Origin of the sequence: Rhodopseudomonas sp. BR0M22 (assembly GCF_010907035.1) — a bacterium.
Classification (GTDB): Bacteria; Pseudomonadota; Alphaproteobacteria; order Rhizobiales; family Xanthobacteraceae; genus Rhodopseudomonas.
Genome location: NZ_QUMK01000025.1, coordinates 38,305 through 55,738, shown reverse-complemented (window position 1 = coordinate 55,738; position 17,434 = coordinate 38,305). Strand labels below are relative to the sequence as shown.

The 17,434-nt window shown below is 65.6% G+C and carries 21 protein-coding genes and 1 tRNA gene; 5 read left to right on the top strand and 17 right to left on the bottom strand.

The annotated features are described in order from the left end of the window. Window positions 1–29: 29 nt before the first annotated feature. From DY468_RS10480 to DY468_RS10450, 7 genes are all read right to left on the bottom strand, one after another. Window positions 30–1,262, bottom strand: a complete 1,233-nt coding sequence (locus DY468_RS10480; RefSeq protein WP_164604763.1) for a divergent polysaccharide deacetylase family protein — start codon at window positions 1,260–1,262, stop codon at window positions 30–32. 149 nt (window positions 1,263–1,411) lie between these two features. Continuing rightward, a complete protein-coding gene (locus DY468_RS10475; protein WP_164604751.1) occupies window positions 1,412–2,791 on the bottom strand; it encodes a S41 family peptidase in 1,380 nt (459 codons plus the stop codon). Continuing rightward, entirely contained in the window at window positions 2,788–4,173 is a 1,386-nt protein-coding gene (locus DY468_RS10470) for a murein hydrolase activator EnvC family protein (RefSeq protein WP_164604750.1), read from the bottom strand. Before DY468_RS10470 ends, DY468_RS10475 begins: the two co-directional genes overlap by 4 nt. Window positions 4,174–4,192: 19 nt before the next feature. Next, window positions 4,193–4,675 (bottom strand): 23S rRNA (pseudouridine(1915)-N(3))-methyltransferase RlmH, encoded by a 483-nt coding sequence (gene rlmH / locus DY468_RS10465; protein ID WP_164604749.1) that lies wholly within the window; start codon window positions 4,673–4,675, stop codon window positions 4,193–4,195. Between the two features lie 84 nt (window positions 4,676–4,759). Next, window positions 4,760–5,116, bottom strand: coding sequence for a ribosome silencing factor (gene rsfS, locus DY468_RS10460; protein WP_205512202.1), 357 nt, complete (start codon window positions 5,114–5,116; stop codon window positions 4,760–4,762). A 306-nt stretch (window positions 5,117–5,422) separates the two neighbouring features. Further along, window positions 5,423–6,055 carry a nicotinate-nucleotide adenylyltransferase gene (locus DY468_RS10455; protein WP_164604748.1) on the bottom strand — a complete coding sequence of 211 codons (633 nt, stop codon included), beginning with the start codon at window positions 6,053–6,055 and terminating at the stop codon, window positions 5,423–5,425. A gap of 24 nt (window positions 6,056–6,079) precedes the next feature. Then, entirely contained in the window at window positions 6,080–7,372 is a 1,293-nt protein-coding gene (locus DY468_RS10450; protein WP_164604747.1) for a glutamate-5-semialdehyde dehydrogenase, read from the bottom strand. 123 nt (window positions 7,373–7,495) lie between these two features. Here DY468_RS10450 and DY468_RS10445 point away from each other — a divergent pair, with 123 nt between their 5' ends. Further along, window positions 7,496–7,753, top strand: a complete 258-nt coding sequence (locus DY468_RS10445) for a type II toxin-antitoxin system ParD family antitoxin (RefSeq protein WP_107353786.1) — start codon at window positions 7,496–7,498, stop codon at window positions 7,751–7,753. Further along, on the top strand, window positions 7,743–8,039 hold the full coding sequence (locus tag DY468_RS10440) for a type II toxin-antitoxin system RelE/ParE family toxin (protein WP_164604746.1): 297 nt from the start codon (window positions 7,743–7,745) through the stop codon (window positions 8,037–8,039). Before DY468_RS10445 ends, DY468_RS10440 begins: the two co-directional genes overlap by 11 nt. A 2-nt stretch (window positions 8,040–8,041) precedes the next feature. On the opposite strand, the gene proB is transcribed toward DY468_RS10440, so the two are convergent. Both proB and obgE read right to left on the bottom strand, forming a co-directional pair. After that, complete coding sequence (proB, locus tag DY468_RS10435) at window positions 8,042–9,172, bottom strand: glutamate 5-kinase (RefSeq protein WP_164604745.1); 1,131 nt, start codon at window positions 9,170–9,172, stop codon at window positions 8,042–8,044. 140 nt (window positions 9,173–9,312) lie between these two features. Beyond that, on the bottom strand, window positions 9,313–10,374 hold the full coding sequence (gene obgE, locus DY468_RS10430) for a GTPase ObgE (protein ID WP_164604744.1): 1,062 nt from the start codon (window positions 10,372–10,374) through the stop codon (window positions 9,313–9,315). Window positions 10,375–10,525: 151 nt separating this feature from the next. Here obgE and DY468_RS10425 point away from each other — a divergent pair, with 151 nt between their 5' ends. Then, the gene (locus DY468_RS10425; RefSeq protein WP_164604743.1) at window positions 10,526–11,431 is read left to right on the top strand and encodes a DMT family transporter; all 906 of its coding nucleotides are present in this window, start codon (window positions 10,526–10,528) and stop codon (window positions 11,429–11,431) included. On the opposite strand, the gene DY468_RS24615 is transcribed toward DY468_RS10425, so the two are convergent. From DY468_RS24615 to rplU, 5 genes are all read right to left on the bottom strand, one after another. Next, the gene (locus DY468_RS24615) at window positions 11,432–11,605 is read right to left on the bottom strand and encodes a hypothetical protein (protein ID WP_205512200.1); all 174 of its coding nucleotides are present in this window, start codon (window positions 11,603–11,605) and stop codon (window positions 11,432–11,434) included. A 130-nt stretch (window positions 11,606–11,735) separates the two neighbouring features. Continuing rightward, window positions 11,736–11,927: a hypothetical protein gene (locus DY468_RS10420; RefSeq protein ID WP_164604742.1), complete on the bottom strand. Its 192-nt coding sequence runs from the start codon at window positions 11,925–11,927 to the stop codon at window positions 11,736–11,738. A gap of 211 nt (window positions 11,928–12,138) precedes the next feature. Beyond that, the gene (locus tag DY468_RS10415; protein ID WP_164604741.1) at window positions 12,139–12,738 is read right to left on the bottom strand and encodes a GNAT family N-acetyltransferase; all 600 of its coding nucleotides are present in this window, start codon (window positions 12,736–12,738) and stop codon (window positions 12,139–12,141) included. A gap of 134 nt (window positions 12,739–12,872) precedes the next feature. Further along, window positions 12,873–13,145, bottom strand: a complete 273-nt coding sequence (gene rpmA, locus DY468_RS10410) for a 50S ribosomal protein L27 (protein ID WP_011155727.1) — start codon at window positions 13,143–13,145, stop codon at window positions 12,873–12,875. 89 nt (window positions 13,146–13,234) lie between these two features. Continuing rightward, the gene (gene rplU, locus DY468_RS10405; protein WP_047308166.1) at window positions 13,235–13,615 is read right to left on the bottom strand and encodes a 50S ribosomal protein L21; all 381 of its coding nucleotides are present in this window, start codon (window positions 13,613–13,615) and stop codon (window positions 13,235–13,237) included. 364 nt (window positions 13,616–13,979) lie between these two features. On the opposite strand from rplU, the gene DY468_RS10400 reads away from it, so the two are divergent. Together DY468_RS10400 and DY468_RS10395 are read left to right on the top strand one after the other, a co-directional pair. Next, the gene (locus tag DY468_RS10400; RefSeq protein ID WP_164604740.1) at window positions 13,980–15,155 is read left to right on the top strand and encodes an ROK family protein; all 1,176 of its coding nucleotides are present in this window, start codon (window positions 13,980–13,982) and stop codon (window positions 15,153–15,155) included. A 154-nt stretch (window positions 15,156–15,309) separates the two neighbouring features. Beyond that, window positions 15,310–15,399, top strand: a tRNA-Ser gene (locus DY468_RS10395). A 101-nt stretch (window positions 15,400–15,500) separates the two neighbouring features. Here the strand turns inward: DY468_RS10395 and DY468_RS10390 are convergent. Genes DY468_RS10390 through DY468_RS10380 form a run of 3 tightly spaced genes read right to left on the bottom strand, consistent with a single transcriptional unit; the run spans window position 15,501 to window position 17,422 of the window. Next, a complete protein-coding gene (locus DY468_RS10390; RefSeq protein WP_164604739.1) occupies window positions 15,501–16,307 on the bottom strand; it encodes a TonB family protein in 807 nt (268 codons plus the stop codon). Beyond that, a complete protein-coding gene (locus tag DY468_RS10385; protein ID WP_164604738.1) occupies window positions 16,304–16,771 on the bottom strand; it encodes an ExbD/TolR family protein in 468 nt (155 codons plus the stop codon). The genes DY468_RS10390 and DY468_RS10385 overlap by 4 nt, the downstream gene beginning before the upstream one ends. 12 nt (window positions 16,772–16,783) lie before the next feature. Then, a complete protein-coding gene (locus DY468_RS10380; RefSeq protein WP_164604737.1) occupies window positions 16,784–17,422 on the bottom strand; it encodes a MotA/TolQ/ExbB proton channel family protein in 639 nt (212 codons plus the stop codon). Between the last annotated feature and the right edge of the window lie 12 nt (window positions 17,423–17,434).

Below are 17,434 nucleotides of genomic sequence, written 5' to 3'. Positions count from 1 at the left end.
TGCCTTCCACGTCCCTCGGTACGAGGGACTCAACTCGATTTTGATTTCAGCATCGCCGTTGTCAATGGCACCAGCAGGATGCCTCGGCTTTCCAAGCTCTTGCTCCAGTTGACAATTCGTTCAATCGTCACGGGCAGCGCAGAAGCCATGCCGATCGCGCTGCCGCGCTCTTTGGCGATGCTCTCCAGCCGTGCCAGGGCTTTGTCGATATCGGTTCCCGTGGGCGCCGCATCGATCGTCAGATCGGCTCGCGCATAGGGCATCGCCAGAGACTTGGCGAGGGTGCCGGCGACGCTCCGCGGCACGGTGCCGTCGTCAAGGTAGCCGAGGCCGCGCTTGGCGGCATCGCGGATGACCGCCTGCATCGCCGGTTCGGTGGCGACGAACCGTGCGCCCATGAAATTCGACAGCCCGACATAGCCTTGGATCCGGCTTAAATGCCAGTTCAGCCGGTCGAGGTTCTGCTCCGGCGCGCTGGAGGTCAGCAGGGTCTGAGGTCCAGGATCGTTGTCGGGGTAGTCGAACGGCTCCATCGGGATCTGCAGCACCACTTCGTGGCGCCGCTGGCGCGCTTCGGTCGCCAGCTTCCCAGGATCTGAACCATAGGGCGTGAATGCCAGCGTCACCGCCGCCGGAAGATTCATCACCGCGTCGTTGGTTCGGGTCGCCCCGATGCCGAGGCCGCTGACCACGATCGTCACCGTCGGCATCCGCTCCGCCTTGGCGCGATCGCCGTCGCTGGTCATCGCGTAGGCGGAGAACGGCTTCAACCCACCGGCCATCACCGGGATCATGCCGTAGCGCGACTGCTCCAGCAGCTTCGGATCAATCCCATCGGCCGTCAGTTGGCTGGCCGGAAGTTCTGCCTGGCTCGCTCCATCGGTCCCGACCACCACGTCCTGACGGGTGCCTTTCGAGCCGTCGATGATGGTGATGGTCTTCTGGCCCGGCGCCGCGTCCTTGCTGCCGTGCTGAACCGCTGCTGCGCCCGGCGCACCTTCAGCGTTGCCGCCATCCTGCTTGCCGGTCTGCGCAGCGGCCTGCTTCGGCTCGTCGGGGGCAGGCTTGATCTCGACATGGACGATCGGCTCGCCGCCGAACGGATTGTTGCCGAACACCGCGAAACCGAGGAAGCCCAGCACGAACAGGCCCAGCGCAGTCGCAATCACCTGCGTCGTGGTGATCGGCAGCCGATAACGGCGCAGCCGCTGCCAACGGCTCTGCTTTTGACCCAGCGGGGTACTCAGTTCGTCCGCCGACACTGCCAACGATCTCCCGAATCAGCCGCTGCGACGATAGCACGATGCTGCAGCGGCCGACGCCGCGTCGCCGGTCTCAGGCTGCCGCGCAGCAAAAAGGGCGGCTCGCAGGCCGCCCTTCCGCAACACATCGATCCGCCAGAGACGAACGATCAGTTCGCCGCCTTGTTGCCGGCCGGCTTGTCGATCGCGGCCTTGTCGCCGGTGACAGCCTTGTCGGCCGCAGGGGCCGTCGCGTCGACCTTGATGCCATGCAACAGATCGTCGGCGGCCTTGAGCGCCTTGTCGTCCTTGGCGTCCGGCGGCACGTAGGATTGCGAGCCGGTCTTTTCGTCGCCGTCAGACCCCTTCAGATGGCCGCGGAGCGAAGCCTCACCCTTGGTGTCGGTCCGCGCCTTGAGGTCGGCCGGCACGTCCTGCATCACCTCGATGTCCGGAGTGATGCCCTTGGCCTGGATCGACTTGCCCGATGGCGTGTAGTAGCGTGCAGTGGTCAGTCGCAGCGCGCCGTTGCCCGAGCCGAGCGGAATGATGGTCTGCACCGACCCCTTGCCGAACGAACGGGTGCCGACCACCGTGGCGCGCTTGTGATCCTGCAGCGCGCCGGCGACGATCTCCGATGCCGACGCCGAGCCGCCGTTGATCAGCACGATGAGCGGCTTGCCCTTGGTGAGGTCGCCCGGATGAGCGGTCCGGCGCTGAGTCTCCTCGGCGTTGCGGCCGCGGGTCGAGACGATCTCGCCACGATCCAGGAACGCGTCCGAAACCGTCACGGCCTCCTCGAGCAGACCGCCCGGATTGTTGCGCAAGTCGAGGATGAAGCCCTTCAGCTTGTCGGCACCGATCTGATTAGTCAGATTGGTGATCTCCTTCTTGAGCCCTTCGGTGGTCTGCTCGTTGAAGGTGGTGATGCGGATGTAGCCGATGTCGCCGCCTTCGACACGCGCACGCACCGAGCGGACCCGGATGTTGTCCCGCACCAGCGTGACTTCGATCGGGTTGTCCTGGCCCTTGCGGATGATCTTCAGCTTGATCTTGGTGTTGACCGGACCCCGCATCTTCTCGACGGCCTGGTTCAGGGTCAGCCCCTGCACGGCTTCGTCGTCGAGATTGGTGATGATGTCGTTGGCGAGAATGCCGGCCTTCGATGCCGGGGTGTCGTCGATCGGCGACACCACCTTGATCAGGCCGTCTTCCATCGTGACTTCGATGCCGAGCCCGCCGAATTCGCCGCGGGTCTGCACCTGCATGTCGCGGAAGCTCTTGGCGTCCATGTAGCTCGAATGCGGATCGAGGCCGGTCAACATGCCGCTGATGGCGGATTCGATCAGCTTGGAGTCGTCAGGCTTCTCGACATAATCGCTGCGGACGCGCTCGAACACGTCGCCGAACAGATTGAGCTGGCGATAGGTGTCGGACGTGGCAGCCCGCGCGCTGGCGCCCATCAGCATCGTGCGCGGCTGAGTGACGAAAAGTGTAAGCGCGGCGCCGGTGACGGCGCTGAGGAGGATTACCGAAGTCTTGCGCATCATCCGCGAACCTTTTCGCCTTCATTTGCGGCCCACCATGGGCCAGGATCGATGGGAGTGCCGTCTTTACGGAACTCGACGTAGAGCACGGGCTGACTGGCGTTGGCCGCGAGGATCGAGGCGACCCGCGACGTCGACCCCATCGTCGCGACCGGCTCTCCCGTGAGCACGAACTGGCCGATATTGACTGAAATGCGCTCCATCCCGGCGATCAGGACATGATATCCGCCACCGGCGTTGAGGATCAAGAGTTGTCCATAGGAGCGGAAAGGCCCTGCATACACCACCCAACCATCGCAAGGTGTCGTAATCTGGGCTCCGGCGCGCGTCGCCAGTGAGATCCCGCGCTCGACGCCGCCGACCCCGTCGGGGCGGCCGAATTCGCGGATCTTGGTGCCGTTGACCGGCAGCCGCAGCATCCCCTTGGCGGAGGCAAAGGCGATCGCCGGGCTGAGCCGGCCGGGATCCTTCAGCGCAGCCAGATTGGGTTTGCCCGAAGCCGGCGCGCCCTTTTGATCGGCGGCTGCGGCGGCTTTCGCGGCGCTCTTGAGGTCCTGCTCCATCTTGGCGATCAGGCCCTGCAGGCTGTCGACCTGACGCGACAGCGTCAGCGCCCGGCCGCGCTCGGATTCAATGTCCTTCTCGACCGCACTCTGTTGTCGCTGACGTTCCTCGACCAGCGCCGTCAGCCGGGTCTGGTCCGTGGTCATGCGGCTCCGGTCCGCGGCGAGCTGGTCGCGCTCGGTGGCGATCTTCTGGCGCACGGCGATCAGTTCGCCGAGGTCGGTTGCAAGCCGCTCGGCTCGGGTGCGCAGCTCGGGCACCACCGCGCCGGGCAGGATCGCGGTGCGCAGCGACTCCAGTGCATCTTCCGGGCGCACCAGCAGCGCCGGCGGAGCGCGGCGGCCGGCGCGTTGCAGGGCCGCCAAAACCTCGCCGATCTCGTCGCGACGCTGATCCAGAGAGCTCCGGATTTCGGTCTCGCGGGCGTCGAGCGGGCGAAGACGGGCTTCAGCGTCGCTGATGCGGGTTTCCACCGTCCGCACCTTGGCGGCGACGTCGATCAGTTCCTGGTTGAGTTTGGTCCGGTCGGCGCCGATCGCGGCCAGATCGGCCTTGAGCTTGTCCTGCTGCTCCGCGGCGCTCTTTTGCTGCGCCCGAGCCGCCTCCAGTTCCTGCTCGTGCTGCTTGATCAGATCGGCCATCGACGGCGCCGCCGTGGTCTTGGCCGGTGCGGTCTGGGCCGCTGCCGGAGCGATCAGCGCGTGCCCAAGATCGCCGCCGAGCAGGCCGCCGACGGCGATGCCGGCGGACAACAGCGCTGCGGGCCGCCAGAACGAGGCGGTCGCTTCGTCACTCGCAGCGGAGGCGCGCGGTGCATGCATCGGGTCACTACGGCGTCGGTTACGCACGATGATAAGGATGTCCTGCCAAGATCGTCGCGGCCCGATAAATCTGCTCCAGCAGCAGGACGCGGACCATCTGATGCGGCCAGGTCGCCGCACCGAACGACAGGCTCAACTTTCCCTTGCGCCGCAATTCAGGCGAAAGTCCGTCGGCACCGCCGATCACGAAAATAGTACCGCTCACCTGCTCGTCTCGCCAGCGCCCGAGCTGGTTGGCGAAGGCGACGCTGCCGAGGCTTTGGCCGCGCTCGTCGAGCGTGACCAGCATCGCTCCGTCCGGCACCTGGGCGGCGATTGCGGCTGCTTCCTCCGCCATCCGTGCCGGCGCCTCGCGGGCGCGGCTTTCGGCGATTTCATGAACATCGAGCCCGCGGAAGCCGAGTTTGCGGCCGAGATCGTCGAACCGCGAACGATACCGCTCGGCAAGCTCGCGCTCCGGTCCCTGCTTCAACTTGCCGACAGCAACAACAGTCAATCGCATCGGCTGACGCGCCCTTCGCGCGCAACCGCGCCAATCATCATTCGGTCTCGCGCCGTTCGGGCGCGACGACGCCCAGCGCTGCGGCTACAGCGTCTTTGCCGGCGACGGTCCCTGGGTCCACAACCGTTCGAGGTTGTAGAACTCGCGGACCTCGGGGCGGAAGACGTGCAACACCACGTCGCCGCTGTCGATCAGCACCCAATCGCAATTCGGCAAGCCTTCGACGTGCGGGGCGGCGATGCCGGCCTGCTTCAGCGCCTTGACGACGTTCTCGGCAATCGCACCGACATGGCGGTTAGCCCGCCCGCTGGTGACGACCACGTAGTCGAACATCGCTGATTTGCCGCGGAGGTCGATGGTTACCGTCTCTTCCGCCTTCATGTCGTCGAGGCGGGAGAGGATCAGTTGCAGCGTCGCCTCGGCATCAGGCGCAGTTTTCAACTGCGGAGCAACCGGCGCGATCGCTTCGGGGGACGGTACCGGCGCAGTCCTGTTTGACGCGGACCGCGTTACCTTTGCCGCGACCGATTTCGGCAAAGCCGACGAGGACAATACAGAAGTGGTCAGGGACCTTTCCTTTCACTGTATCGTGCGCACCGACTCTCGGCGCGCCCAGTTCATTCTAAAGCAATTTCCAGCCAAGTGGAATCCAGGTGGCCTTGGCGAGTCCACGAGGCTGCGGTGCCGTCTCGCAAAAGTCACAGGTCCGATGTGGGGTGCTGCGCGACGAGAGTCCAGCGCCCGCGATCAGCATGTCTTCCAGCTTCCATCGGGGTTCCGCAACGCGGTCGAGGACACCGGCGATTTCAGCCCCGTCAGAAACACCCAAGCCGGCGGATCGCAATCTGCCAGCTTGGCTGCCTCGTTAGCAGGAAGTCGTGCGCGGATCAGGCGCTGCGCGGCGGGAGATGCCAACGCGCGAAGGCTGGTCGGCGGCCGGTCGATCACCGCGATCGGGACCTCGGCCGCGATCTGCTGCCACTGCTGCCAGCGATGGAACTGAGCCAAATTATCGGCGCCCATGATCCAGACGAAGCGAGCGCCGGCACAATGCCGGCGCAGATAGCGGAGAGTGTCGGCAGTGTAGCGGGTGCCGATGACGGCTTCGAGACGACTGACCTGGATCCGCGGATCGTCCGCGATCGCCTGCGCGGCGGCAACGCGGGCATCGATCTCGCGCAGGCTCGAGATATCCTTCAGCGGGTTACCCGGCGACACCAGCCACCACACCCGGTCGAGCTTCAATTTCTTGATTGCGAACTGACTGATCGCGCGATGCGCCAGATGCGGCGGATTGAACGAGCCCCCGAGCAGGCCGATCCGCATTCCGGGGGTGAACGGCGGAATCGCGCGGCGGGCTGCCGCGAAGTCCGTCGTCACCTCAGCCTCGGCGACAGGGCTGCATCACGGCCGGGTCTGACCGCTGCCATGGATGCGATACTTGAACGTCGTGAGCTGTTCGGCGCCGACCGGTCCGCGCGCGTGGAATTTGCCCGTCGCAATTCCGATCTCGGCGCCGAAGCCGAATTCGCCGCCGTCGGCGAACTGCGTCGAGGCGTTGTGCAGTACGATCGCGGAGTCGACCTCGCTGAGAAATTTCGCGGCGGCCTGCGCGTCCTCGGCGACGATGGCATCGGTGTGGTGCGAGCCGTGGTCGTGGATATGCGCGATCGCCGCATCGACGCCGTCCACGGTCTTGGCCGCGATCACCGCGTCGAGATACTCGGTGTCCCAGTCCTCATCGCTCGCCGACTTCACGCGCGGGTCGGCCTGTTGCACAGCTTGGTCGCCGCGCACTTCGCACCCGGAATCGATCAGCATCGTCACCAGCGGCGCGAGATGCGTTGCAGCGGCCGCGCGATCGATCAGCAGCGTTTCGGCTGCGCCGCAGACGCCCGTGCGGCGCATCTTGGCATTCAGCACGATCGACTTGGCCATCTCGAGATCAGCGCTGCGATCGACATAGACGTGATTGACGCCTTCCAGATGCGCGAACACCGGCACCCGCGCTTCGCTTTCGACGCGGGCCACCAGGCTCTTGCCGCCGCGCGGCACGATGACATCGACCGCGCCGTCGAGCCCGCCGAGCAGCAGCCCCACCGCGGTCCGGTCGCGAGTCGGCACCAAAGTAATCGCCGCATCCGGCAGTCCGGCTTCACGTAGCCCCTGCACCAGGCAATCGTGGATCGCGCGGCAGGAGCGGAAGCTCTCCGAGCCGCCGCGCAGGATCACGGCGTTGCCGGACTTCAAACACAGCACGCCGGCGTCGGCGGCCACATTGGGCCGGCTTTCGAAAATCACCGCCACGACCCCGAGCGGCACGCGGACGCGCTCGATGGTCATTCCATTCGGCCGCTGCCAGCTTTCGGTCACGGTGCCGACCGGGTCGGCAATGCCGCGCACCACCGCGATGCCTTCGGCCATCGCTTCGACGCGCGCCGGCGTCAGCGTTAGTCTGTCCAAGAATGCCGACGTGGTGCCGGCCGCTTTCGCATCGGCGACATCCTCGGCATTTGCCGCCAGAATTTTGTCGGCACCGGCCCGGATCGCGCGCTCCATCGCTTCGAGCGCGCGGTTCTTCTGCTCCGGCGGCGCCAGTGCCAGGATCCGCGCAGCAGCGCGGGCCTGCCGACCCAGGTCGGTCATCAGCGTCGTCAGTTCGGCGCTGCCGTCGATGGCTTTGAGCGAGGCGGTCATAGGGGTAAGCCTGAAAAATCCGTGGTGCGTCATGTAAATAGGCGGAAAACGCCGGTACGCCAAGCCGGTTGCAGGGACACCGGGTGATCCCTATCCTTTTGAAATCTGCTCAAGGAGGCTCCCATGGCCGGCAGCTACACCCTCGACGAGCACTCTGCGGCGTTCGTCGACAGTCTGGTCGAAAGCGGACGCTACGAGACCGCCGGCGATGTCGTGCGGGAAAGCCTGCGCCAGATGCAGGCGCGCGAGGCCAAGCTCGAAGCACTGCGCACTGAGATCCAGAAGGGGCTGGACAGCGGGCCGATGGAAGAAGTCGGCGATATGTTTGAGCGCATCAAAGCCGAAGGCCGCAAGCGGCTGGCTGCGGAACGTGACCAATAGAGCGCGTAAAAGTCCGCAGGCCGAGCGCGACATTGCCGCGATCTGGCGTTTCGTTGCCGACGACAATATCAAAGCTGCGGATCGGTTACTGGAACAGATTGAAAAAGTGTTCGACATCCTGGCGCAATCGCCTTTGCTGGGACGGACGCGCTCGGAGCTCTTACCGGAACTACGTAGCTTCCCGTCGGGAAGCTACGTGCTGTACTATGTTCCCTTGAAAGATGGTGTGGCTGTTATCCGTGTCCTGCACGGACGACAGGACATCACCCCTGAAGATTTCAGATGAATTCAGGCCGGCGCTGTCCCGACCACAAGATCGTCGCGATGGATCATCTCGGCGCGGCCGGTGATGCCGAGGATCATCATCACGTCGGGCGACGACCGTCCTTTGATCTTGTCGGCGTCCTCGGCGTCGTAAGCGACCAGACCGCGACCGATCTCGTCGGTGTCGGGACCGCGGACGATCACCGCGTCGCCGCGGCAGAACTGGCCGTCGACACGGATCACCCCGGCCGGCAGCAGGCTTTTGCCAGCGCGCAGCGCACTGACCGCGCCGGCGTCGATCGTCAGCGTGCCCTTCGGCTCAAGCGAGCCGGCGATCCAGCGCTTTCGCGCGGTGACCGGGTTGGCGGGCGTCAGGAACCAGGTGCATTTGCCGCCCTCGGCGATCGCCTTGAGCGGATGATCGATCTTGCCTGAGGCGATCAGCATATGCGTTCCGGCCGAGGTCGCGATCTTGGCCGCCTCGATCTTGGTCCGCATGCCGCCGCGCGACAGCTCCGAGCCGGCCGCACCGGCCATGCCTTCGATCTCGGCGGTGATCGAGTCGACCACCGGGATCAACGTGGCGTCAGGATTGCTGCCGGGCGGTGCGGTGTACAATCCGTCGATATCGGACAGCAGAATCAGCAGATCGGCGCTCGCCATCGTGGCGACCCGCGCCGCGAGCCGGTCATTGTCGCCGTAACGGATCTCGGTGGTGGCGACGGTGTCGTTCTCGTTGATCACCGGCACGGCGTGCCATTCCAGCAGCTTGCCGATGGTCGAGCGGGCGTTGAGATAGCGCCGGCGTTCCTCGGTGTCCTGGAACGTCACCAGGATCTGTCCGGCGCCGATGCCGTGAGCGCCGAGCACTTCCGACCAGGTTCGCGCCAGCTCGATCTGGCCGACCGCGGCGGCGGCCTGGCTCTCCTCGAGCTTCAGCGGCCCGCGCGGCAGCTTCAGCCGGCTTCGTCCCAGCGCAATCGAGCCGGACGACACCACCATCACATCACGGCCGCCGCGATGCAGCTCGGCAATGTCGGCGGCGAGCGCCGTCAGCCACCCGGCTCGCACCTCACCGGCGGCGGAGTCGATCAGCAGCGACGAGCCGACCTTGACGACGATACGGCGGAAATCGTGGAGCTTGGGGCTGGTCATGGGGAGTATCGATCACGAGGTCACGGCCCGCAAAGCGGGGCGACTGGCAGGAAGAGGCCCGTTCTGCAGCACCGGGCCGGCCTACGCAAGCCGTGCGAACGGACCGGCAGATCTGCCGTCATCCGGCCAACTGCGAGGGTTCAGGCGTCCTGCGGCGCCCAGGGCTTGGCTTCGGCCGGATTGTCGGCCGTCCCGATCGCCTTGTCCGAGACGGGAGCTTCACCGATCACCGCGACCAGTGCCCGCAGCGCCTCCGGCACGCCCTGGCCGGTCACGCCGGACAGCAGCAGCGGCGTCTTCTTGGCGGCGCGCTTCAGCCGGTCCTTCTGCTTCTTCAATTCGTCCGGCTCGACCGCGTCGATCTTGTTCAGCGCCACGATCTCGATCTTGTCGACCAGCGTCTCGGCATAGGCTTCGAGTTCGCCGCGGACCGTTTTGTAGGCTTTGCCGGCGTGCTCGCAGGTGGCGTCGATCAAATGCAGCAGCACCCGGCAGCGCTCGATATGGCCGAGGAAGCGGTCGCCGAGGCCGGCGCCTTCATGGGCGCCTTCGATCAGGCCGGGAATGTCGGCCAGCACGAATTCGCGGCCGTCGCTGTTCACCACGCCGAGCTGTGGGTGCAGCGTGGTGAACGGATAGTCGGCGATCTTCGGCTTGGCGGCGCTGACCTTCGACAGAAACGTCGATTTGCCGGCGTTCGGCAGCCCGACCAGGCCGGCATCGGCGATCAGTTTCAGCCGCAGCCAGATCCAGCGCTCTTCGCCCGGAAGGCCCGGATTGGCGTGGCGCGGCGCCCGGTTGGTCGAGGATTTGAAATGGGCGTTGCCGAAGCCGCCATTGCCGCCCTTGGCCAGCACGAAACGCTCTCCGACCTTGGTGAAGTCGTGAATCAGCGTTTCCTTGTCCTCGTCGAAGATCTGGGTGCCGACCGGCACCTTCATCACGACGTCCTTGCCGCCGGCTCCATGGCGGTCGCTACCCATGCCGTTTCCGCCTTTCGGCGCCTTGAAATGCTGCTGGTAGCGGTAGTCGATCAGCGTGTTGAGGCCGTCGGCCGCCTCGACGATGATGTCGCCGCCACGGCCGCCATTGCCGCCATTGGGGCCGCCGAACTCGATGAACTTCTCGCGGCGGAACGCCACGCAGCCGTTCCCGCCGTCGCCGGAGCGGATGTAAACCTTGGCTTCATCGAGGAATTTCATGGGTCATCCGTATCGTAAGGTCGGGGGGCGCGGCAACACTTCGATCAGTCTGGACGGCCGAGACGGTCTGAAAGTCGAAGCGACCCTCGGCCGCCTTGCTCCGGCCAGCGCCCCGGGGCGATAAGCGGCGGTCACAACCATCCGGGCCAATATGGGGCTGTTCGCCAAAATCACCACCGGGTCCGACCCGCGCACGTCCCGTATCGCCGGCATCCTGCTGATGCTGCTGGCGATGCTGGCGTTTTCGTTCGCCGATGCGGCCGGCAAAACAGTGGTCGCGATCTATTCGGTCGGGCAGCTCCTGGTGCTGCGGGCGCTGGCCGGGCTGTTCGTGCTGTCGCCGCTGATCTGGCGCCAGCGCTCGGCGTTCCTGCGGCTGGAGCGGCCGGGTCTGCAATTGGCGCGGACACTGATCGCGGCCTGCGAAGTCGCAGTGTTCTATCTGGCCACCGTTTATCTGCCGCTCGCCGACGTCATCACCTTCTATCTGGCGTCGTCGCTGTTCGTGTCGGTCGGCGCCGCGTTGTTCCTCGGCGAGACCATCGACCGGCCGCGCGGAATTGCGATCGTCACCGGTTTTGTCGGCGTGCTGATCGCGCTGCAGCCGTCGGCCCAGACGATGAGCTGGCCGGCGCTGATCGCGATCCTGGCCAGTGTGCTGTTCGCCGGTCTGCTGTTGCTGACGCGATTCCTGCGCCAGACTCCCGACATGGTGCTGGCGTCGCAGCAGTTCGTCGGCACGCTGTTGCTGGGGCTGGTGCTGGCACCGTCGGGCTGGATCACGCCGTCGGCGACCGATCTGGTGTGGTTCGCGATTTCGGGCGCGGTGTCGGCGGTTGGATTGCTATGCGTCAACCGTTCCTTGCGGCTGGCGCCGGCGAGCGTCGTGGTGCCGTATCAGTACACGATGATCATCTTCGCCGCCGCGTTCGGCTGGCTGCTGTTCGGCGATGTGCCGTCGCGGGCGACGGTGGCCGGGGTCGCGATCATCATCGCGGCCGGGCTGTATCTCGGCTGGCGCGAACGCGGCGCATCGAGGGCGGCGGATCGCAGCTGATTACTCGCCGACCCGCAGCGTCAGCCCGCTGAAGCGTTCGCCGAGCTGGCGCGCGCGTTCGCGGCGTTCTTCGGTCAGCAACTTGCGTTCGGTCGCCTCGAAAGCGTCGAGGTCGGCTCGGAATTCGTCGCGCACGTCACGGACGGGGACGGTCTGGTCGGGCGAATCGGGCATCTCGGCCTCCCTGGTCGAACTCACGCCTAACTACACGGCGTTGATGAAGATCGCGTATGTGCGAAGGTCGATGCGGCGCGATCGATCGGCGATAGTTAAGCGCCGATGGACCGCGCTGTGCCGATCGCAATCAGATGCCGAAACGGCGGTCGAGATCGACGAAACGGAAACCGATTTGCTCGGTGCGTTCGCGATGCTTTTCCGCTTCCGCAGCACGTTCGGCGGCGCGTTCAATCTGATCGATCGTCGCCGGCGCCAGCGGCTGGATCTCTTCGGCGAGCTCGCGGGCGAGGATGGCTTGGATGTAGCGATGAGCGGGCATTTCGAACCTCCGTGGTTGGAAGTCCGTCCTACGCAGCCTGCGGATTGAGCTGAACTCGGTTCTGACCGAGGCTGGCGGCTGGTCGTGTGGCCGTGGTTAAGCGGCGGGTAACAGCGCAGGTGCGGCTTGATACGACTGTCTCGAAACAGCATCGGCCGGGTCGCAGCCCGGCCGATCCGTTCAGTTTAATGATGGCGCGTCGAGGCGCTGGTCAGCACCGCCGCTTGGTGGTGCCCCACTTCTTCAGCGACGACCACACCCCGCGGGTCAGGCGGAAACAGTCGACGGGGGTCGACGATCCGATCGACTCGAAGCGGTGCAGCTCGACACCGGTCCATTGGAAGCCGCACTTCTCCAGCACGTTGCGCGACGCCGGATTGATGACGCGGGCACCGGAGATCATCTGCTTGGCGCCGTGCACGTCGAACGTGAAGTCGATCACCGCTCGTGCAGCTTCAGTGGCGTAGCCGTTGCCCCAGTGCTGGACGCCGAGCCAATAGCCGAGTTCGGGCGCGTCGCGCTCGCTCCAATCGACGCCGACCAGACCGATCGGCTCCAGATCCTCGGCCTCGATCAAAAACACGCTGTCATGGCCCTGGGTCAGCGCAGTGACGAAGCGCGCGGCGTCGTCGCGCGTATAGGGGAAGGGCATCCGCCGGGTCATCTCGACGACGCGGCGATCGTTGGCGAGCGAGGCGATGGCCTGAACGTCGGCGAGAACCGGTTTGCGCAGCGTCAGCCGCTCGGTCTCGAGGACGCAAGGTCTCGCCTCGCGCAACGAGGGCGTGGTGGTCGGGATCTCCTGCAACATGGCGGGCTCCTGAAGATGCGCCGTAGAAAGTACGCAAAGAAAAAGGGAGGTCGGTTATCCCGCCTCCCCTGGAGCCCTTAGGTGTGCTCCGCCGGTTTGACAGGACCCGGCGGACACATATTTCGGTCCACCGTCTATTCGGCCGCCTGCATCGCAATCGGGAGTACCGATACGTAGGTGCGGCCGTTGGCTTTGGCGCGGAATTCGACGCGACCTTCCACCTTGGCGAACAAGGTGTGATCAGTGCCCATGCCGACGTTGAGGCCGGGATGCCACTGAGTGCCGCGCTGACGCGCAATGATGTTGCCGGGAATCACATGCTCGCCGCCAAACGCTTTGACGCCGAGGCGTTTGCCTGCGGAATCACGTCCGTTGCGCGAGGAACCGCCCGCCTTTTTATGAGCCATGGCTCGTCTCCAAAATCCGAAATACCTTTTAGATGAATCCCGTTACGGAATCATCCCGCTTTTTTGACACGCCTGCTGCGCGCTGCGACTTACTCGGCAGCTTCCGCAGCCGGGGCCGCCTTGGCGCGCTTGGGCCGGGGGCCGACCGAGGGCTGCTTGCCGTCGGCGAGGATCTCGGTGATCCGCAGCACGGTGATTTCGTCGCGATAGCCACGCTTGCGCTTGGAGTGCTTGCGGCGGCGCTTCTTGAACGCGATCACCTTCGGGCCGCGCTTGTGATCCAGCACTTCGGCCGCCACGGTGGCGCCGGCCACGGTGGGCGCGCCGAGAACCGGGGTGTCGCCGCCCAGCACCAGCACTTCGCCGAGCTGGATAATGGTGCCGACGTCGCCGTCGAGCTTGCCTACTTCGAGCACATCTTCCGGAACGACACGGTACTGCCGGCCGCCGGTTTTGATGACTGCGAACATCGTTTTTCTTCCTTCGTGTTCGATCCCGTCCTCGGGTGACCCGGGCCGGCTTTTTGGTCAGTCTGTTGCGGACTTGCGGCGAAAACGCCGCGGGTTTCCGTGCGGTTGGACTTGAGCCGGGCGAAAGCGCCTCTGGCCGCACAAAAGGATTCGGCGCGAGACTTGCCCGCGCCGCTGCGGGACTTATATCGGCCGGCAACGTCAAGTCAAGACAAAGCCGGCCGAACTCGACTCGCACCAGCCGGTCCGAGGGCGGCCGGGCCGACGGCCAAGTCGTCGGCCAAGTCGTCCCCCACCGTCCCGTGCATGCAACCAACCGGTTCCCGGATCGTTGTCATCCGGTTTTCATGCGGGGGAAGCGGCTATGGCTGAGGATACGCTGACCACGACGACCGCGGGCATCGCCGTTCACGGTGCGGCGCGGCTGCCGTCGGTGGACATCGATACCTACAATATCGAACTGAAGGACGACGACGGCTTTCTCGGCGATCGCGCCAGCAAGGGGGCCTTCCAGCGTATCCTCGATTCCTGGCGCAAGCCGCTCCGCAAGTCCGGCACCGATCCGTTCGGCGACACCGCGACCGAGGATATCTCCAAGAGCATGCTCGACAAGGTGCTGACCGGAGACGACGCCAGCGCCGCGGCGCTGGTGCACGGTGCGATTGAAGATTTCGCCCAGGAGCTGGCCTACGTCACCAAGCGCTTCCTCAAGACCAAGGCCTGGGCCGATACCGAGTGCATCGTGGTCGGCGGCGGCTTCCGGCAGAGCCGGCTCGGTGAAATCGCCATCGCGCGGACCGAAATCCTGCTGCGATCCGAAGGACATAAGATCGAATTGGTGCCGATCCGATTTCACCCCGACGAGGCCGGGCTGATCGGATGCCTGCATCTGGCGCCGTCCTGGATCTTCGAAGCGCACGACAGCATTCTGGCGGTCGATATCGGCGGCTCGAACATCCGCTGCGGCGTGGTCGAGACGGCCTGGAAGAAGGCGCCGGACCTGTCGAAGGCCTCGGTGTGGAAGTCCGATCTGTGGCGGCATGCGGACGACGAGCCGACACGCGAAGCGGCGGTCAAGCGGCTGACCCGGATGCTGAAGGATCTGATCTCGGACGCCGAGGACGAAGGCTTCAAGCTGGCGCCCTTTATCGGCATCTCCTGCCCGGGTGTGATCAACGCCGATGGGGCGATCGAGAAGGGCGCACAGAACCTGCCCGGCAATTGGGAGAGCAGCAAATTCCATCTGCCGCGCAGCCTGGTCGAAGGCATCCCGATGATCGGCAAGCACGACACCGCGATCCTGATGCACAATGACGGCGTCGCCCAGGGGCTGAGCGAGGTTCCGTTCATGCAGGAGTTCGAGCGCTGGGGCGTGTTGACGATCGGCACCGGCCTCGGCAACGCCCGCTTCACCAATCGCCGCGACAAGGACAAGGCGAAGAAGGAGCGGGAGAAAGACAAGGACAAGGAGAAAGACAAGGACAAGGAGAAAGACAAGGAGAAGGGGAAAAAAGACAAGGATAGCAAGGAGAAGGCCTGATCCTCCGCGGCTGCCGGCCCAGCGGGACCGGCGATCTGGCGCTCGCCGGTCAATTCTGGCGAGAAAACCGCTTTCGTGCGCCTTGTCTATCCGTCTCTCCTCGCCTAGAACACGCCCCGACCACCGGGCGAGAATCGCCCGCTTTGGCACCGAAGGAGAGGTGGCAGAGTGGTTGAATGCACCGCACTCGAAATGCGGCATAGGTGCAAGCCTATCGGGGGTTCGAATCCCTCCCTCTCCGCCATTAGCCTGCAGACTGCTGTTCTGTTCGAGTGACTCTGAGCTCCGCTGTGCCTTTCGCTTCGCCGGGGTGCAAGCTGCGGCCACGCCGGATGACAGCCCAACTCAATCGTTCAGCGAGAAGCGCACGACGAAATGGCCGCGAAACAGCCCGTCCGGCGGCGGGGGTGGTTGGGCGGTTTTCATCATCGAATCGATTGCGCGGTCGAGCGCTTCGTTGCCGGTCGAGCGGGTGATTTTGTAGCTGATCACTTTGCCGGACGCCCCGATCGCGAACGACAGTGAAGCCGTACCCTGCTGGCGGGTCTGGCGCGCGGATTCCGGATACACCTTGCGGCGATTGAATTCGGCGACCACCAGCGCTGCGTAGCTCGCCCGGGACGTGGCGGTCGATGTCTGCTGTCCGGTGTCCGCACCCATGCGCGTCCGGACGCGTGATATCTCGGAATCGCCGGTGTCGTCGGAGGTCGCGGCTGCGGGGCGCGAGGCCGGGCGAGCCGGTGCGGCGATGTGCTTGTGGTCTCTCTTGTCGTGACGCTTATCCGGTCGCGATGGCTGCGGCCGGTTCGGCTTCGCCGAGGTCTCGACCCGGATGGGGGATTGCGGTGTTTCGACAATGGCCGGGGAAGGTTCGGGGGAGGGCGGCTGATCGTTGGTGTGCGCCGGTTCGTTGAGCGTTGGAGAGCTTTCGGGCGGTTCGGGCTGCGAACGCCGCGCCGGCGCCGCGACGGCCTTGGGGATATCGATCGCCGCTTCGCCGGCCGCGATGATCGTCACCTCCATCGGCGTCTCAGTCGCCAGCGCCGACGGCGTCGCCGCCCAATGCAGGAATATCATCGCGTGACAGGCGGCGACCGCGCCGAGCAGCACAAGCCGTCCGCCGGGTGTCAGCGCCGGAGTCGGCTCCGTCATCTCGGATCGCGCGGTTTGTCGTCGTGACGCGGCGCGCGGCCGCCAGGGGCGCGCTCGGTCAGGATCGCCACGCGGGACAGGCCGTGGGCGCCGAGTTGGTCGAGCACCGCCACCACCGCTCCGTGCCGACATTCGCGATCGGCGCGGATATGGACGGCGCGCGTTCGGTCGCCGGCGGTTAGCGTCAGGATGGCATCGCCGAGCCCGTCCACTGCGACGCCGGTGTCGCCGAGCTGGACGTTGCCGTCGCGATCGAGCGTGACGACGATCGGCTCGGATCGCTCGAGCGGAGGTGCAGTTGCGGCTTTCGGCAGATCGACCGGCAGGCCGGCGGTCAGCATCGGCGCGGTCACCATGAAGACGATGAGGAGCACGAGCATCACGTCGACCAGCGGCGTGACGTTGATGTCCGCCTGCGGGCGCAGCTCGCTGCCCCGAGAACGCATCGCTTCGAGAACGCCCATGAGGCGGCGCTCCTACCGGGATCTCGCGGAGGGGCGCTCGAGCTCCGCTCCGGTCAGGCGCTCGGCCTCTGCCTGCACGAAATCGTCGAGCGCGATTGCGGTCCTGTTGAACAGTGCGCCGATGCGGTTGTACCCGATCGACGCCGGAATCGCGGCCGCAAGTCCCCACGCGGTCGCCGCGAGCGCCTCGGCGATACCGGGAGCGACCACGGCCAGGCTGGTGTCTCGGGCTTCGGCAATGCCGGCGAAGCTCGTCATGATTCCCCACACCGTCCCGAACAGGCCGACGAACGGCGCGACCGAGGACACGATCGCCAGATTGGGTAGCCCGCCTTCGGCCTTCAGGACCAGGTCGCGTGCAGCTCGGGTCATTGCGTCGACGATTTTTGCCCGGCGGTCGGCTTCGCTCGTGCCGCGCGGCGACGCCTCGCGTGCCGCCGCACCTGCGGCCGAGACAGCGGCGAGGATGGTGGCGTCGTCGCCGTCGCGGCTGCGGCGGAGTGCAGCCGACAGCCGCATGAACGCCACCACCGCTTCCACGATCCAGACCCAGGTCAGGATCGATGCCGCGAGCAACAGGATCAGCACGGTTTTGACGACCGGCCCGGCCTGGGCGAACACCGCGGTGGGCGTCAGCGAGACGTCGTGCATCGAATTCTCCGT

Excerpts from the sequence above, each read along its gene's own strand:
- DY468_RS10450 (WP_164604747.1), bottom strand. The coding sequence starts at position 7,372 with ATGACCGCCTCGCTCAAAGCCATCGACGGCAGCGCCGAACTGACGACG.
- rlmH (WP_164604749.1), bottom strand. The coding sequence starts at position 4,675 with ATGCGATTGACTGTTGTTGCTGTCGGCAAGTTGAAGCAGGGACCGGAG.
- rpmA (WP_011155727.1), bottom strand. The coding sequence starts at position 13,145 with ATGGCTCATAAAAAGGCGGGCGGTTCCTCGCGCAACGGACGTGATTCC.
- DY468_RS10415 (WP_164604741.1), bottom strand. The coding sequence starts at position 12,738 with ATGTTGCAGGAGATCCCGACCACCACGCCCTCGTTGCGCGAGGCGAGA.
- DY468_RS10390 (WP_164604739.1), bottom strand. The coding sequence starts at position 16,307 with ATGACGGAGCCGACTCCGGCGCTGACACCCGGCGGACGGCTTGTGCTG.
- DY468_RS10400 (WP_164604740.1), top strand. The coding sequence starts at position 13,980 with ATGGCTGAGGATACGCTGACCACGACGACCGCGGGCATCGCCGTTCAC.
- DY468_RS10475 (WP_164604751.1), bottom strand. The coding sequence starts at position 2,791 with ATGATGCGCAAGACTTCGGTAATCCTCCTCAGCGCCGTCACCGGCGCC.
- proB (WP_164604745.1), bottom strand. The coding sequence starts at position 9,172 with ATGACCAGCCCCAAGCTCCACGATTTCCGCCGTATCGTCGTCAAGGTC.
- DY468_RS10420 (WP_164604742.1), bottom strand. The coding sequence starts at position 11,927 with ATGCCCGCTCATCGCTACATCCAAGCCATCCTCGCCCGCGAGCTCGCC.
- DY468_RS10425 (WP_164604743.1), top strand. The coding sequence starts at position 10,526 with ATGGGGCTGTTCGCCAAAATCACCACCGGGTCCGACCCGCGCACGTCC.
- rplU (WP_047308166.1), bottom strand. The coding sequence starts at position 13,615 with ATGTTCGCAGTCATCAAAACCGGCGGCCGGCAGTACCGTGTCGTTCCG.
- DY468_RS10385 (WP_164604738.1), bottom strand. The coding sequence starts at position 16,771 with ATGGGCGTTCTCGAAGCGATGCGTTCTCGGGGCAGCGAGCTGCGCCCG.
- DY468_RS10445 (WP_107353786.1), top strand. The coding sequence starts at position 7,496 with ATGGCCGGCAGCTACACCCTCGACGAGCACTCTGCGGCGTTCGTCGAC.
- DY468_RS10470 (WP_164604750.1), bottom strand. The coding sequence starts at position 4,173 with ATGCATGCACCGCGCGCCTCCGCTGCGAGTGACGAAGCGACCGCCTCG.
- obgE (WP_164604744.1), bottom strand. The coding sequence starts at position 10,374 with ATGAAATTCCTCGATGAAGCCAAGGTTTACATCCGCTCCGGCGACGGC.
- DY468_RS24615 (WP_205512200.1), bottom strand. The coding sequence starts at position 11,605 with ATGCCCGATTCGCCCGACCAGACCGTCCCCGTCCGTGACGTGCGCGAC.
- DY468_RS10380 (WP_164604737.1), bottom strand. The coding sequence starts at position 17,422 with ATGCACGACGTCTCGCTGACGCCCACCGCGGTGTTCGCCCAGGCCGGG.